This is a genomic window from Kribbella soli (assembly GCF_004331345.1).
Taxonomy (GTDB): Bacteria; Actinomycetota; Actinomycetes; order Propionibacteriales; family Kribbellaceae; genus Kribbella; species Kribbella soli.
In genome coordinates this window covers 1,406,585-1,421,505 of sequence record NZ_SJJZ01000001.1, presented here as the reverse complement: position 1 = coordinate 1,421,505, position 14,921 = coordinate 1,406,585, and the positions used below count along the sequence as shown (strand labels likewise).

Sequence of the window (14,921 nt, the reverse complement as noted above, 5' to 3'; positions counted from 1 at the left end):
GGTCAAGTGTTCTCCCCGTTCAACTGACACGTCGTTCGACACATCCGCGAATGGCCACAGCGACTGGGACAGCACTGAACGTTACTGCTCAGATACGTGCTGTCAACAGGCTGGGGCGTGCCGCCTTCCGTCCGGTCCGATGGTCACGAATGCGCCAGCGGCCTGCCTCCGCGATACGGAGCAGCCTGCTGTCGGGGGGTGGTGCATTGCGCATGTAGGTCCCCGCCGCGGGCGGGTTTCTGCAGTGTGAGGTTCAGCAGAAGCGCGCTCGCGAAGTCACCTGTATATCGGTGGTTACGCTCCGCTGCAACCGTTCTGTGAAAGACGGTTGGTCCCGGAGCGACTCCCGGCCGTGACAGACTCGCCTGGTGAACGTGAATTTCGCGGACATTCTTCGTGACACAGCGCAACGTCATGGCGAGCGTCCCGCGCTGGTCGACGGGGATCGGCGGCTGACCTGGAGCGAGCTCGACCAGGCCGTCGACCGGACCGCGCAGGGGCTCGCCGCAGCCGGGTTGGTGCCTGGGTACCGGGTGCTGCTCCTGGTTGCCAACAGCATCGAGTTCGTCACGTCCTACCTGGGCATTCTCCGGGCCGGACTGGTCGCCGTACCGCTGAACACCGGGCTCACCAAGCCTGAGCTGGCGGCCGTCACGGCACACTCCGGAGCCCGCCTGGCAATCGCCGGACCGGGGCTCGCGGACCGGTTCGAGGGCGTCCGTACGGTGGCGCCCGACGAGCTCCAGGGTGACGCTCCGTTACCTCCGTCGAAGGATCCCGAGACGCTCGCGGTGCTGCTCTACACGTCCGGAACCAGTGGAGATCCGCGCGCCGCGATGCTCACCCATCGCGCCCTCGCGGCGAACGTGCGGAACCTCAGCGAGCTCGGCGAGGACCGGATGGGGCCCGAGGACGTGGTGCTCGGGGTGCTCCCGATGTTCCACGCGTTCGGTCTGAACGCGGTCCTCGGCTGGGCGGTCGCCACCGGCGCCGCGCTCGTCGTCGAGCAGCGGTTCGACCCCGAGGAGACCCTCGGTCTGGTCGGCCGGTACGGCGTGACGCGGCTGCCGCTCGCTCCGCCCGCACTGCACGCGCTGCTGACCCGCTCCGATCTGCGGGAGGCGCTGAAGACCGTCAAGGTCGTGCTGACCGGCGCGTCCACGCTGGATCGCGCGCTCGCGGACCGCTTCGAGCAGGCCGCCGGGCTGCACGTCCACCAGGGATACGGCCTGACCGAGGCGTCCCCGGGTGTCACCACGACCCTGGGCGAGGCCGAGCCGAAGCCCGGCTCGGTCGGTCGCCCGCTGCCGAACGTCGAGGTCCGGATCGCCGACGAGCAGGGCGAGGACGTCGAGGGCGACGACCCCGGCGAGATCCTGATCCGGGGCGGCAACCTGTTCTCCGGCTACTGGCCGGACGGTGTGGACGGCCCCGACGCGGAGGGCTGGTACCGGACCGGCGACGTCGGGTTCCTGGACCCGGACGGCGACCTGTTCCTGGTCGACCGGCTGCGGGAGCTTGTCATCGTGTCCGGGTTCAACGTCTTCCCGAGCGAGGTCGAGGACGTGCTGGTCGCCGCTCCCGGCGTACGGGAGGCCGCGGTCATCGGCGTACCGTCCGAGGAGACCGGCGAGGCGGTCAAGGCCTTCGTGGTGCCGTTGCCGGACGCATCGGTCGACGTGACCGCGGTCCGGGAGTACGCCGAGGGCCGGCTGGCGCGGTTCAAGTGCCCGGTCGAGATCGAGGTGGTGGACTACCTGCCGCACTCGGTCACCGGCAAGGTCGCGAAGGGCCGGCTCCGGGAGGCGGACCGATGAGCCGGGTGGTGATGTACGGGAAGCCCGGCTGTCACCTCTGTGACGACGCGCGGGAGATCATCCGGGCGGTCTGCGCCGAGTCGGGTGCGGACTGGTCCGAGGTGGACATCACGCAGGACGACCGGCTGTTCACGCAGTACGGCGAACAGATCCCGGTCACGTTCGTGGACGGGAAGCAACACGACTTCTGGCGGGTCGACCCCGCCAGACTGCGAAAGGCCCTGATGAGGTAGGGGTCACTTCCGCCGATTTTGTTCTCACGTTCACAAGCTCCTAGAGTAAGAGAGCCGCCGGCCGTCAGACCGCGGTGAACCAACCGCTCCCAGGAGAATTGTGACGCGTGCCAGCAGCCGTCGCCCCGGCCCGCCGACGAGAACCGAACGCGGCATCCCCGAGGCGACTGTCGCGCGCTTGCCGGTCTACCTGCGGGCCCTGACCGCGCTCTCGGACAGTGGCATCGCGACCGCGTCGAGCGAGGACCTGGCGACCGCGGCCGGCGTCAACTCGGCCAAGCTCCGCAAGGACCTGTCCTACCTGGGCTCCTACGGCACCCGCGGCGTCGGGTACGACGTGGAGTACCTGCGGTACCAGATCGCCCGCGAGATCGGCGTCACCCAGGACTGGGCCGTGGTCATCGTCGGGATCGGAAACCTGGGCCACGCGCTGGCGAACTACTCGGGCTTCGGCACCCGCGGCTTCCGGATCGTCGCCCTGCTCGACGCCGACCCCAACCTGGTCGGCGAGCGGATCGGTGACATGGAGGTCCGCGACTTCGCCCAGCTCGAGGAGATCGTCGAGGCCGACCGGGTCTCGATCGGGGTCATCACCACGCCCGCCGGTCCCGCGCAGGAAGTCTGCGACCGACTGGTCGCCGCCGGCGTGACCAGCATCCTGAACTTCGCGCCCGTGGTGCTGTCCGTGCCCGACGGCGTCGACATCCGCAAGGTGGACCTCTCGATCGAGCTGCAGATCCTGGCGTACCACGAACAACGAAAGTCCGGAGAGGCGGCGCTTCCCCAGGTGCCCGAACTACCAGCGATGAACGGTATGACGGATCTCCCGAGTGTCGGGGGAGGTGTCGGCGCATGAGCTACCTCGTGGTCGGCATCAGTCACCGTTCCGCTGCCATCGACGTACTGGAGCGGGTCGCGCTCGACGCGGACGCGGCGACCAAGCTGGCCCTGGCGGTGCGGAACTCCGCGGCCGTCGCGGAGTCCGCGGTCCTTGCCACCTGCAACCGGACCGAGGTCTACGCGACCGTCGACCGGTTCCACGCCGGGATGGACGAGGTCACAGCGATCCTGTCCGACGTCACCGGCGTACCGCTGCTGGATCTGGCCGAGCACCTGTACGTGCACTTCGAGGAAGGCGCCGTCGCGCACCTGTTCCAGGTCGCGGTCGGGCTGGACTCGATGGTCGTCGGCGAGAGCCAGATCCTCGGCCAGGTGAAGGAGACGCTGCGCGTCGGCCAGGACCTGGAGACCATCGGCACCGACCTGAACGCCCTGTTCCAGCACGCGTTGCGGGTCGGCAAGCGGGCTCGCACCGAAACCGGGATCGACTCGGCCGGCCGCTCGGTCGTCTCGGCCGGGCTGGACGCGGTGGGCGGCTTCGAGGGTCGACGGGCACTGGTCGTCGGCGCCGGCTCGATGGCATCGCTGGCTGCCCAGACCCTGCTCAACGGCGGCGCGAAGACCGTAACCATTGCCAACCGCAACTACGACCGCGCGGTCGCGCTGACCGACCGGATCGGCGGTACGGCGATCCGCCTGGCGGATGTGCCCGAAGCATTGCGCGACGCTGACCTGGTCGTGTCCTGCACCGGCGCGCGCGGCGTCGTACTGACCGCCGAGACGATCCGCGACGCGACCGACGGCCGGCCGCTCGGCGTCCTCGACATCGCGCTGCCGCGGGACGTTTCTCCTGAGGCAGCCCGGATCCCCGGCGTCACGCTGATCACGCTGGCCGACCTGATCGGTACGGCGGGCGGCAGCCAGGCCGACATCGACGAGGTACGCCGGATCGTCGGCGAGGAGACCGGTTCGTTCGAGGCGACGCGCCGGGCCGCTTCGGTGGCGCCGACCGTGGTCGCGCTGCGGGCGATGGCGAGCTCGCTGGTCGACTCGGAGCTGGCCCGTCTCGAGCGCCGGCTGCCCGAGCTCGACGAGCACGAGCGGCACGAGGTCGAGCGGACCATCCGTCGCGTCGTCGACAAGGTGCTGCACAACCCGACCGTCCGGGTGAAGGAGCTCGGCGGCGATCCGGGCGGACCGACGTACGCCGACGCGCTGCGGCAACTGTTCGCGCTCGACCAGGCGGCCGTGGATGCGGTCACGGCCGCGAAGACGCCGGCCGAGACGAGCAACACCCGCGCCGACTCGACGGCGACCGGAGGTGAGCAGGCATGATCCGGCTCGGCACCCGCCGCTCCAAGCTGGCGACCGCGCAGTCGACCATCGTGGCCGACCAGCTGCGCGCCCTCGGTCACGAGGTCGAGCTCGTCCTGATCACGACCACCGGCGACGTCAACCGCGCACCGGTCGAGCAGATCGGCGGCACCGGCATCTTCGTCAGCGCACTGCGCGACGCACTGCTGGCCCACGAGATCGACATCGCCGTGCACTCCTTGAAGGACCTGCCGACCACGCCGCTCGACGGTCTGACGCTCGGCGCCATCCCGGTCCGCGAGGACCCGCGCGACGTCCTCGTCGCCCGCGACGGCCTGACGCTCGGCGAACTGCCGCACGGCGCTCTGGTCGGCACCGGCGCCGCACGGCGCGTCGCGCAGCTCGACGCGCTCGGTCTCGGCGTCGAGTGCACCGGGATCCGCGGCAACGTGGACACCCGGATCGGCTTGGTCACCGACGGCAAGTTGGACGCCGTGGTGCTCGCGAGGGCAGGCTTGTCCCGGCTGGGACGGCTCGCCGAGGTGACCGAGACCCTGGACCCGATCCAGGTGCTGCCCGCACCGGGACAAGGTGCCCTGGGCATCGAGTGCCGCGCGGACGACACCGACGTACTGGCTGCGCTGGCCCCGCTGGAGGACCCGGCGACCCGCGTGGCGGTGACGGCGGAACGGCAACTGATGGCCACGCTGGAGGCAGGGTGCACGGCTCCGGTCGGCGCGCTTGCCGAAGTGGTCGAGGGTGAGGACGGTCCCGAGCTCTGGCTGCGGGGCGCGCTCGGCCAGGACGACGGCGTACGGCGGCTCTCCGCGAACGGGCCGGTGGACGACCCGGTGTCTCTGGGTAAGGCGCTGGCGAACGAGTTGCTGGAGCGAACATGACACCGGCACAGGGCACGACCACTGCGGCCAAGAACACGGCCCACAGGACGAGCAGGAAAACGACGAGGGCGAAGGCAGACGTGAGCGCGAAGACAGCCGCTACCGCGGTACCTCAGAAGGCCGCGACCAGTACCGCCAAGCAGACCAAACCGCTCGGCCATGTGACATTCGTCGGCGTCGGCCCCGGTGACCCGGCGCTGCTGACGCTCGCGGGCCGCGACGTGCTCGCGAACGCCGACGCGGTCGTTGTCGAAGGCCCCGAGCACGACGCGTTCCTGACCTACTGCAGGCCGGGCGTCGAGATCGTGGACGGCTCCGGCGCCGAGGGCAGCCGGGCGCTGCGGGTCGCGGCCCGGGCCCGCCTGGTGGTGAAGACGGCCAAGTCCGCGGCGAACGTGGTCCGGCTGCTGACCGGCGACCCGTTCACCTTCTCGAGCGGCGCCGAGGAGGCGGCCGCGTGCAAGAAGGCGGGCATCGGGTTCAACGTGGTGCCGGGCGTCAGCGAGGTGAGCGCGGTTCCGACGTACGCCGGGATCCCGCTGACCATGAAGGGCGACCGCGAGGTCACCGTCGTCGACCTCGCCGAGAACAAGCTCGACCTGAGCCGCCTGCAGCCGAAGCAGACGCTGGTCCTGCTGAACGCCTCCGAGGTGCTGAAGGAGACCGTCGGGGCGCTGGTCGAGGCCGGTTTCGACGCGTCGACCCCGGTCGCGGCGACGGTCTGCGGTACGACGACCTCGCAGACCAGTGTGGTCGGGACGCTCGAGACGATCGTCACCGACCTGCGGGCAGCGAAGGTGACCGGCGAGGCCGTGATCGTGATCGGCGCGGTCGTCGAGCAGCGCGAGGCGCTGTCCTGGTTCGAGACCAAGCCGCTGTTCGGCTGGCGGATCCTGGTCCCGCGGACCAAGGACCAGGCCGGCCCGCTGATGGACCGGCTGCGTCGGTACGGCGCGATGCCCGAAGAGGTCCCGACGATCTCGGTCGAGCCGCCGCGCAACCCGCAGCAGATGGACAAGGCGATCCGCGGTCTGGTCGAGGGCCGCTACGAGTGGGTCGCGTTCACCTCGGTCAACGCGGTGAAGGCGGTCCGGGAGAAGTTCGACGAGTACGGGCTGGACGCGCGGGCGTTCTCCGGGCTGAAGATCGCGGCGGTCGGCGACAAGACCGCCGAGGCGATCGGTGCCTGGGGCATCCGTCCGGACCTGATCCCGTCCGGTGAGCAGTCCGCCGCCGGGCTGGTCGAGGACTGGCCGCCGTTCGACGAGGTGCTGGACCCGATCAACCGGGTGTTCCTGCCGCGTGCGGACATCGCCACCGAGACCCTGGTCGCGGGCCTGACCGATCTCGGCTGGGAGGTCGACGACGTCACGGCGTACCGGACCGTCCGGGCCGCTCCGCCGCCCGCGCCGACCCGCGAGGCGATCAAGTCCGGCAAGTTCGACGCGGTCGTGTTCACCTCGTCCTCGACGGTGCGGAACCTGGTGGGCATCGCCGGCAAGCCGCACGCGTCGACGGTGATCGGCGTGATCGGCCCGGCGACGCTGAAGACCGCGGAGGAGCACGGCCTGCGGGTCGACGCGATGGCCGAGTCGCCGTCCGTCGAGGAGCTGGCCGACGCCCTCGCCCGGTTCGGTGCGGATCGGCGTGACACCATGGTGGAGGCCGGGGAGCCGGTCACCCGCCCGTCCGAACGTCGCTCGGGTTCTCGTCGAAAGAGCTGATATGCCTGGATTCCCGGAAGTGAGGCCGCGGCGGCTGAGGTCGTCGGAGGCGGTGCGCAGGCTGGTCGCGGAGACCTCGCTGGAGCCGCGGCAGCTGATCCTGCCGATGTTCGTCCGGGAAGGCGCGCGCGAGCCGATCGCGATCAAGTCGATGCCGGGCGTCGTACAGCACACCCGGGACACGGCGCGGAAGGCGATCGCCGAGGCAGCGCAGCTCGGGCTCGGCGGGGTGATGCTGTTCGGCGTACCGACGTCCAAGGACGAGGTCGGGTCCGGTGCGATCGACCCGGACGGGATCCTGAACGTCGCGATCCGGGACGCGGTGTCCGAGGCCGGCGACGCGTTGCTGGTGATGTCGGACCTGTGCCTGGACGAGTTCACGTCCCACGGGCACTGCGGCGTACTGGATTCCTCCGGGCACGTGGACAACGACGCGACGCTGAAGCTCTACGCGGAGATGGGTGTCGCGCAGGCCACCGCCGGCGCGCACGTCGTCGGTCCGTCCGGGATGATGGACGGTCAGGTCGGGGTCGTTCGTACGGCGCTGGACGCCGCCGGATTCATCGACACGGTGATCCTGGCGTACGCCGTGAAGTACGCGTCGGCGTTCTTCGGCCCGTTCCGGGAGGCCGTCGACTCGTCGCTGACCGGTGACCGCAAGACCTACCAGCAGGACAACGCGAACGCCCGCGACGCGATCCGCGAGGTCGACCTCGACATCGCCGAGGGCGCCGACATCGTGATGGTGAAGCCCGCGCTGGCCTACCTCGACATCATCCGCCAGGTCCGCGACCACGTGAACGTCCCGGTCGCGGCGTACAACATCTCCGGCGAGTACGCGATGGTCGAAGCCGCCGCCGCCAACGGCTGGATCGACCGCGACAAAGCCATCCTCGAAACCCTCACGTCGATCCGCCGAGCCGGCGCCGACACCATCCTCACCTACTGGGCCACCGAAGTAGCCCAGCAACTGAACTACCGCTGATCCGACGGCTGGGGAGCGCCTTCTCCACCGCCATGGCGTCTGAGTGGTTGCCGTGCGTGGCGTGAAGCGGAACTGAGGTGAGTGGGGAGGATTCCTGCCCGATCAGGGCAGAAGATCCTCCCCAGTTTCCCTGTTGTTCGGAGCCTCGGGGGTGTGACCTGTCGTGGCGGGGATAGAAATCGTCGCGATATGCAAATTTGTTTCCCCGGGCCTCAGCGCACAACCGAGTAGTCGGATTGGGTGAAGCCGGCTTTTAGGGTTCGGGTGGCGTTGTGGGTCAGGGGGATGTCGGTGGGGACGGGGCCGAAGAGGGGGATGCCGGCGCCTAGGAGGACAGGGGCGGTGGTGATGGTGAGTTCGTTGAGGAGGCCGGCGGTCAGGAACGTCTGGATCGTGGCGGCGCCGTCGGTGTAGATGCGTTGGGCGCCGCGGTCGTTGAGGGTCTCGACCAGGGCGTCCAAGGTGCGGTGGACGAGGATGCGGTCGTCGGCGTTCGGGTCGAGTGTGGTGCTCAGGACCTCGACCTGCTTGCCGTCGTACGGCCAGCTGTCGAACGTACAGGCCAGCTGGTACGTGTTGCGCCCGAGTACGACGGTGTCCACCGACGCCAGGAACTCGTCGTACCCGGTCTCGCCGGCGTGCCCGGCCCGGCTGGTGAGCCAGTCGATGGACCCGTCGGCGCGCGCAATGTACCCGTCGAGGCTGGTGGCGATGAACGCAGCGGCATGGAAACTCACAACCACCATTTTCCACGACCGCTCAACGCGACGACCGCCCGACCGTCGCCTCCGCACAGAAGGTCCCCCGATGACCTCCGACGGGGAGAAGATGTCGCCGTCGAGAAGGGAACCCATGGCGAACCAGCAGCAGCTTGTCGATCTGTTCGGGGCGGGCAACATCACCAGCCTCGATGCCGAGGACCGGGAGCTGTTCGCGTCCGCCGGCATCGTCGCGGACGAGCTCTTCGACGTCGGTCTCCCGGACAAGCTGTCGGGCTTCTTCGTCCTGGAACCGGCTGCCGAACCAGAAGCCTTCGACGGGGTGCGCGCGACCCTCGACGGCGACGAGGTCACCCTCGTCACCCTCGGCGCACCGCACCCCGACTCCGGCCTCCGGTACTACCTCAACCCCGTCGACGGCCACGTCCTGCTGGCCCAGCTCGACGGCGGCCGGCCCCGACTGGAAGTCGTCAACTCGACCCTGGGCGCCTTCGTCGACTACCTCTACCGCATCGGCCGCTTCAAGGCGTTTCGTCGTGACGCGAACGAAGCCCTCCAAGCCGACTACAAAGATCTCCTGATCGCCTACCTCACTGCCAGGGACCCCCAGGCCTACGCCCAGCCCGACAACTGGTGGCCCCTCGCCGTCGACAACCTCTAGCCCTTCAGGCCGGTCTGGGCGAGGCCTTCGACGAATTGGCGTTGGGCCAGGACGAAGATGATGAGGACGGGCAACGCGGAGAGGGTCGCGGCGGCGAGTTGGGTGTTCCACATGGGTCCGCCGTACGCGTCGACGTACTGGGTGAGCGCCTGGGGGACGGTGAACTTCTGCTTCGAGGAGAGGAACACGATCGGCTCGAGGTAGAGATTCCAGCTGTGCAGGAAGGTGAAGATCGACACCGCACCGATCGCCGGCCGGGCCAGCGGCAGGCACACCCGCCAGAAGAGGCCGAAGCGGCCCAGCCCGTCGACCCGGCCGGCCTCCTCGAGCTCGGTCGGCAGCGTGATGAAGAACTGCCGCATGATGAACGTCGCCAGTACGCTCGGCGCGCCGAGCATCGGGATCAGGATCAGCGGCCAATGCGTGTCCACCAGACCGAAGGTGTCGAACATCCGGTAGAGCGGGATGATCGTCACCTCGTTCGGCACCAGCAGTCCGCTGAGTACGACGACGAACACGACCCCGGCGCCGCGGAACTTGACCCGCGCGAACGCGTACCCGGCGAGCGCCGACACCGCCAGCGTCCCGATCGTGACGACCAGAGCGATGTACAGGCTGTTCAGGTACTGGCGGCCGAACGGCTGCAACTCGAACACCTGGCGATAGGCGTCCAGCGTCGGCGATCCCGGCAGCAACGACGGCGGGAACGCGAAGATCTCGGCCACCGGCTTCAGCGACGTCGTCGCCATCCACCAGATCGGGAACACGAACGGCACACAGCACACCAGCAGTACGCCGTAGATCAGCAACTTAAGCTTCATGGAACACCCACTTCTTACGCATCTGCCACTGGATCACCGTCAGCACCAGGACGATGAAGAACAGCAGCAGCGACAGCGCCGACCCGTACCCGAAGTGATGGAACTGGAACGCCTGCTGGTACAGGTAGTAGACGAGGACGGTCGTCGACGTCTCAGGCCCGCCTTGGGTCAGTACGGCGATCTGCGCGAACACCTGCAGCGATCCGACGATGGTGAGGATCATCGTCAGCAGGATCGTCGGACTGATCAGCGGCACGGTCACGCGTCGGAACCGTGCCCAGGCGGACGCCCCGTCGATCCGGGCCGCCTCGTACAGCTCCGCAGGCACACCCTGCAACGCGGCGAGGAACAACACCATGTTGAGACCGACGTTCTTGAACAGCTGGACCACGATCACCGACGCCATCGCCGTACCGCCGGATCGCAGCCAGTTCGGGCCGTCGATCCCGAGCAGGTTCAGGAACCCGTTGAGCCCGCCGTTGTCCTGCAGCAGGAACCCCCACACGATCGTCCAGGCGACCAGCGTCACGACGACCGGTGAGAAGAACAACGTCCGGAAAACAACGGTTCCGCGGAGTTTCTGGTTCAGCAGTACGGCCAGGAACAGCGCCAGGCTGAGGTTCAGCACCACCAACCCGGCCGAGAACAGACCCGTTGCCCTGAGCACCGGACCGAGTCGTTGGTCGTCGGCCAGCGCCGCGTAGTTGTCACCGCCGACGAACTCGAACGTCCCGCCCAGCACGTTCCACTCGTGCACGCTGTACCAGACCACCAGCCCGAGCGGAACGATGACAAAGGCAACGATCCCGGCGAGCTGCGGCAGGACCATCAGCCATCCGGCCAAGGTGTCCCGCCGCCGCATCGTCCAGTACGGCGCACGCTCCGCCGGCGCCTGGGGAGGCGCCGGCTTGTCGAGGAGCAAGGTCATTTCGCCAGCAGGGGGTTGATTTTCGAGCAGACGCCGGACATCACCGTCTTCACGTCGGCGTCCGGCTTCCACAGCGGGTCGAGCGCGGCGCGAACGGTCTGCTGCAGCTCGGCGTACCCGGTATGGCTAGGCTTGATCGTGCCGTTCTCGATGCCCTTGACAACAACACTGTCGAGCTGTGCGGGCTTGAGCAACGGATTGGCCTTCGCGAGCGTCGCGGCGTTCAGCTGCGACTTGCGCGGCGGCGGGAAGAACTGCGCGAGCTTGGCCGAGTTCTCCGCGTTGCTGAAATAGGCCAGGAACTGCTTGGCCGCGTCGGCGTGCTTGCCGCGCTTGAAGACACCGATCCCGGCCTGACCGACGACGGAGTACTCACCCGACGGGCCCTTGGGCAGTGGCACCAGATCCCACGTGAACTTGGACTTCTCGAGCAGTGCGGCGCGGCTGATCTGGGTCAGGATCATCGCCGAGTCGCCGGCATAGAAGTCCTTCGTCACGCCCGGCCCCGGCATGCCCTTGTCGGTGAAGATCAGCTTGTGGACGAACGTCATCGCGTCCACCATCGCCGGCTGGTCGAACTGGCACGTCTTGCCGTCCTCGCTCCACGGCCGCGCGCCCCAGCCGGACCAGATCGCGTTCAGCGTGTCCCAGCCCTTGTAGTCGAAGTCGCCGACCACGAGACCACCCTTACCGCGGGCCTGTACGGCGGCAGCGGTCTTGGCGGCCTCCTCCCAGGTCCAGGTCCCGGACGCGATCTGCTGGGCCGGAGCCGGCCGCCCCGCCGCTTTCACCAGGTCGGTGTTCACGAACACCCCCAGCGGCGAGGTGGAGAACGGGTACGCGTAGAGCTTGCCGTCCTTCTCCCAGTTGGCCGTCGTACTCGGCAGCAGATCGGCGTCCTTGTCGATCGGCTCGAGCGCTCCCGAACTGACGAAGTCCGGTGCGTTGCTCTCGAAGATCCACGCCAGGTCCGGTACGTTGCCGCCGCCGATCTGCGTGGTCAGGGTGGTCGTGTAGCTGTCGAACGGGATCGACTCGAAGGTGATCTTGCCGACCTCGGGATGGTCCTTCTTGTAGTCGGCGGCGATCTGGTCGAACAACGCCAGATGCTTGGCGTTGGCGCTCCAGATCGTCATCCGCAGGTCCACCGGACCCGAAGAGCCGGAGTCGCCGTCGGACGAGCCGCCGCAGCCCGCGAGGGCCAGCAGAGCCGCGGCCACACCGGCCGCTGTCAGGGAACGGAGTTTCATCGGTCAGTCCTCCATCAGTAGCCAGTGACGTCCGGCCAGGCGAGTTCGATGCCCTGAGCAACCAGGCGGTCCTGGAACTCGGCGAGCAGAGCAGGGGTGTTGCGGACTGCGCGCGGGGCGGTGTCGCGGTCGAGGCAGAACGCCGCGAGCGCGCCGGCGGACTCGCCGATGTTCCACTCGACGGGATGCAGCCGGTAGCAGCCGTTGGTGATGTGCGTGGTGCCGAGGTTCTTGTTCGCGGGCAGCAGGTTCTCGACGCGCTGCGGGATGAGCGCGCCGAGCGGGATCCGGAACGGGCTGCTGGCCACGTCGATGTAGTTGTCGCCACCGGTCGAGGGATGCAGGTCGATCCGGTACATCCCGATGCCGACGCTGTCGTCGTACTCGACCGCTCCCTGCGCACCGCGGACGGCGACCGAGAGGTCCTGCTCGACGATGGTGTACTCCGCCTTGATCCGCCGGGATTCGCGGATGTACGGCGCCTGCGCCAGACCGTCCGCGGAGCCGACCAGGTCGCCCCGCAACCGCAGCCCGGAGAAGCCGGTGCCGCCATCGGGCCGTGGTGCCTCGGTCTGCAGCCAGTAGAGAACGGATTGAGAGAGTTCGCGCGCCGCCGCGAGATGCTTCGCTGCATCCGGTACGTCGATGACCGGGCCCTCGAAGTAGTCGATCATCGGCCAGTTCACGAGGCAGATGTCGCTCTCGTACGCGCCCGGAGCGAAGTGCCGGCGGGCCGCGATCCGGCGGAACGTCCACAGGTTCGTGTCGCCGCCCGTCCGCCGCTGGTCCGCGACCACCGCGAGCGGGTCGTCGTCGGGGTTGGGGGTGAAGGTCCGCCGCGAGCTCTCCAGCGTCCGTGGGTTCGGCGCGGTCCAGGACAGCAGGCGATCGCCCCAGAACGACGGCTGGTAGTTCCGCCAGAACGCGTAGTTCGCCGGCTTGTCCCCGACCTGATCCCCGTCCACGTGGTCGACCGCGAAGCAGTACGACACCGCCTGCATGTTCAGCGGCTGCGCCTCGGCGGGAGCGCTCGGCTCGCCCGTCTCGCCCTGCGCCTCGAACCCGGTCACGTACTCGGTCCCGGTCAGCGGCAGCAGCTCACCGGTCTCGGTCGCATCGAGGATGTACGGCGCGGTCAGTGTCAACCGTTCCTCGGTGTCGCGATGCTGCACGGTGACCGCGGTGACCCGATCGCCGTCGGTGTCGGCGGCCACGGGCCGGTACGGCTGCAGCACCTGGAGCCTGCGGCTGCCTCGGTACGGGGCAAGCATGGACTCCAGGACGGCGAGTGCGACGCGCGGCTCGTGGCAGAGCCTGGACACGTAGCCGGCTCCGGGGTTGAGCTCCACCGCGGCACGCGACGCCTCGGTCAGCGGGTAGTGGCGGCGGTAGTAGTCACGGATCCCGTTGCGCAGCGTCCGGTACGACGCCGTGACGCCGAACTGCTCTACCCAGGTGTGCTCGTCCGGCGGGACCGCCTGGCTGGTCAGCTGTCCGCCGAGCCAGTCGAACTCCTCGGTCAGGATCACCGAGCGACCGGCACGCAGCGCGGCCAGAGCCGCGGCGACGCCGCCGAGTCCGCCGCCGATCACAAGTACATCGGTATGCATTCAGGCACCTTTGGGTGGAGTGAGTGTGATTCCGTCGGTCAGCTCGCAGGGGAGCAGCAGTTGCTGCTCGGCGGAGGTCCCGCTGAGGACCGCCTCCAGCAGCTCGACCGCGCGTACGCCCATGGCTCGCCGCGGAACGTGGAAACCCGTGAAGTCGAGATCGCTGGCAGCAGGCCGCGTCGAATCACCGAGCGCGACCACGGACAGGTCGCCCGGTACGTCGACCCCGCGCTCGGCAGCCGCGGCGTACAACGCGATCGCGTCGGCCCGCTCCTCGACGAACGCCGCGGTGATCCGCCGGTCCAGCAGGTCGTCGAGCACATCGCCCGGCGAACGATCGAGGGTCGGCACATGGGGTGCTCGCGGGCCGGCGGCCTCACGGAAGCCCCGGAGCCGGTCGGCCGACGACTCGGCACCGACGCCGAGCCCGACGAAGGCTATCCGCCGGTGGCCGAGTGACGCGGCCCGTTCCGCGACCGTCCGCGTGGCGGTGCTGTAGTCGGCGCCGACGTACGGCACCGGGGCGCCGGCGTCGTCGCGCCGGCCGACCGAGACGAACGGATAGTCCTCGGCGATCAGCCGGGCCAGCTCGTCGGACGGAATCTCGCGCCCGAGCAGCAGGCAACCGTCGGCGATCCGGAGGCGGTTGTTCTCGTGGAAGATCCGCCGATGCCCGTCGGTCACCGGAGCGCTGGTGAACAGCAACAGGTCCCACCCGAGGCGCTCGGCGCGGTCCTCGATGCCGGCCAGGAACGGGTGGTAGAAGTCGCCGCTCGCACTCGGGAACACCGACTCGTAGGTGAAAACGCCGAGGATCTGGTTGCGCTGCTTCGTCATCCGGCGGGCCAGCGGATCGGCCTGGTAGCCGGTCTCGCGGATCACCTTGAGCACCCGGTCCCGGGTCTCGGCCGGGATCCGTGCGGTCGCGTCGCTGCGGTTGTTCAGCACCAGCGACACCGTGGTCTGGCTGACCTTCGCCAGTCGCGCGATGTCGCGTTGGGTGAGTCGGGTGGTTGCCTTGTCCGGCATCGATCGATCCTTCGCGGTAATACGGATTGCCGGGGACATTAGAACAGTGCCGCGATGGTCGTCAAGGGCTCGCTCCGCCTGCTAATCCGGA

The 14,921-nt window shown here is 68.8% G+C and carries 13 protein-coding genes and 1 pseudogene; 8 read left to right on the top strand and 6 right to left on the bottom strand.

The annotated features are described in order from the left end of the window. Positions 1-368 precede the first annotated feature (368 nt). From E0H45_RS07080 to hemB, 7 genes are all read left to right on the top strand, one after another. Entirely contained in the window at positions 369-1,817 is a 1,449-nt protein-coding gene (locus tag E0H45_RS07080) for a class I adenylate-forming enzyme family protein (protein ID WP_131335433.1), read from the top strand. Then, on the top strand, positions 1,814-2,050 hold the full coding sequence (locus E0H45_RS07075; RefSeq protein WP_131335432.1) for a glutaredoxin family protein: 237 nt from the start codon (positions 1,814-1,816) through the stop codon (positions 2,048-2,050). The genes E0H45_RS07080 and E0H45_RS07075 overlap by 4 nt, the downstream gene beginning before the upstream one ends. Before the next feature lie 100 nt (positions 2,051-2,150). Further along, positions 2,151-2,906 carry a redox-sensing transcriptional repressor Rex gene (locus E0H45_RS07070; protein ID WP_131335431.1) on the top strand — a complete coding sequence of 252 codons (756 nt, stop codon included), beginning with the start codon at positions 2,151-2,153 and terminating at the stop codon, positions 2,904-2,906. Then, positions 2,903-4,225, top strand: a complete 1,323-nt coding sequence (locus tag E0H45_RS07065; protein ID WP_131335430.1) for a glutamyl-tRNA reductase — start codon at positions 2,903-2,905, stop codon at positions 4,223-4,225. Before E0H45_RS07070 ends, E0H45_RS07065 begins: the two co-directional genes overlap by 4 nt. Further along, entirely contained in the window at positions 4,222-5,103 is an 882-nt protein-coding gene (hemC, locus tag E0H45_RS07060) for a hydroxymethylbilane synthase (protein ID WP_131335429.1), read from the top strand. Before E0H45_RS07065 ends, hemC begins: the two co-directional genes overlap by 4 nt. Then, complete coding sequence (locus E0H45_RS07055) at positions 5,100-6,827, top strand: bifunctional uroporphyrinogen-III C-methyltransferase/uroporphyrinogen-III synthase (protein WP_131335428.1); 1,728 nt, start codon at positions 5,100-5,102, stop codon at positions 6,825-6,827. The genes hemC and E0H45_RS07055 overlap by 4 nt, the downstream gene beginning before the upstream one ends. Before the next feature lies 1 nt (position 6,828). After that, positions 6,829-7,812 carry a porphobilinogen synthase gene (gene hemB / locus E0H45_RS07050; protein WP_131335427.1) on the top strand — a complete coding sequence of 328 codons (984 nt, stop codon included), beginning with the start codon at positions 6,829-6,831 and terminating at the stop codon, positions 7,810-7,812. A gap of 212 nt (positions 7,813-8,024) precedes the next feature. On the opposite strand, the gene E0H45_RS07045 is transcribed toward hemB, so the two are convergent. Further along, positions 8,025-8,558 (bottom strand): dihydrofolate reductase family protein, encoded by a 534-nt coding sequence (locus tag E0H45_RS07045; protein ID WP_238154838.1) that lies wholly within the window; start codon positions 8,556-8,558, stop codon positions 8,025-8,027. A 61-nt stretch (positions 8,559-8,619) separates the two neighbouring features. On the opposite strand from E0H45_RS07045, the gene E0H45_RS07040 reads away from it, so the two are divergent. Further along, positions 8,620-9,192: an SUKH-4 family immunity protein gene (locus tag E0H45_RS07040; RefSeq protein WP_165546373.1), complete on the top strand. Its 573-nt coding sequence runs from the start codon at positions 8,620-8,622 to the stop codon at positions 9,190-9,192. 89 nt (positions 9,193-9,281) lie between these two features. Here E0H45_RS07040 and E0H45_RS07035 read toward each other — a convergent pair. From E0H45_RS07035 to E0H45_RS07015, 5 genes and pseudogenes are all read right to left on the bottom strand, one after another. Then, positions 9,282-9,941: pseudogene (locus tag E0H45_RS07035) on the bottom strand (carbohydrate ABC transporter permease); the annotation flags it as partial. Between the two features lie 61 nt (positions 9,942-10,002). After that, complete coding sequence (locus E0H45_RS07030) at positions 10,003-10,941, bottom strand: carbohydrate ABC transporter permease (protein ID WP_202872216.1); 939 nt, start codon at positions 10,939-10,941, stop codon at positions 10,003-10,005. Next, a complete protein-coding gene (locus tag E0H45_RS07025; RefSeq protein WP_131335423.1) occupies positions 10,938-12,191 on the bottom strand; it encodes an ABC transporter substrate-binding protein in 1,254 nt (417 codons plus the stop codon). The genes E0H45_RS07030 and E0H45_RS07025 overlap by 4 nt, the downstream gene beginning before the upstream one ends. A gap of 14 nt (positions 12,192-12,205) precedes the next feature. Then, positions 12,206-13,801 carry an FAD-dependent oxidoreductase gene (locus E0H45_RS07020; RefSeq protein WP_131335422.1) on the bottom strand — a complete coding sequence of 532 codons (1,596 nt, stop codon included), beginning with the start codon at positions 13,799-13,801 and terminating at the stop codon, positions 12,206-12,208. Beyond that, positions 13,802-14,830, bottom strand: a complete 1,029-nt coding sequence (locus tag E0H45_RS07015; protein ID WP_131335421.1) for a LacI family DNA-binding transcriptional regulator — start codon at positions 14,828-14,830, stop codon at positions 13,802-13,804. It lies immediately after the preceding gene. Between the last annotated feature and the right edge of the window lie 91 nt (positions 14,831-14,921).

Coding starts and splice junctions, on each gene's coding strand:
- E0H45_RS07015 (WP_131335421.1), bottom strand. CDS start 14,830: ATGCCGGACAAGGCAACCACCCGACTCACCCAACGCGACATCGCGCGA.
- hemB (WP_131335427.1), top strand. CDS start 6,829: ATGCCTGGATTCCCGGAAGTGAGGCCGCGGCGGCTGAGGTCGTCGGAG.
- E0H45_RS07030 (WP_202872216.1), bottom strand. CDS start 10,941: ATGACCTTGCTCCTCGACAAGCCGGCGCCTCCCCAGGCGCCGGCGGAG.
- E0H45_RS07040 (WP_165546373.1), top strand. CDS start 8,620: ATGACCTCCGACGGGGAGAAGATGTCGCCGTCGAGAAGGGAACCCATG.
- E0H45_RS07065 (WP_131335430.1), top strand. CDS start 2,903: ATGAGCTACCTCGTGGTCGGCATCAGTCACCGTTCCGCTGCCATCGAC.
- E0H45_RS07020 (WP_131335422.1), bottom strand. CDS start 13,801: ATGCATACCGATGTACTTGTGATCGGCGGCGGACTCGGCGGCGTCGCC.
- E0H45_RS07045 (WP_238154838.1), bottom strand. CDS start 8,558: ATGGTGGTTGTGAGTTTCCATGCCGCTGCGTTCATCGCCACCAGCCTC.
- E0H45_RS07055 (WP_131335428.1), top strand. CDS start 5,100: ATGACACCGGCACAGGGCACGACCACTGCGGCCAAGAACACGGCCCAC.
- hemC (WP_131335429.1), top strand. CDS start 4,222: ATGATCCGGCTCGGCACCCGCCGCTCCAAGCTGGCGACCGCGCAGTCG.
- E0H45_RS07025 (WP_131335423.1), bottom strand. CDS start 12,191: ATGAAACTCCGTTCCCTGACAGCGGCCGGTGTGGCCGCGGCTCTGCTG.
- E0H45_RS07075 (WP_131335432.1), top strand. CDS start 1,814: ATGAGCCGGGTGGTGATGTACGGGAAGCCCGGCTGTCACCTCTGTGAC.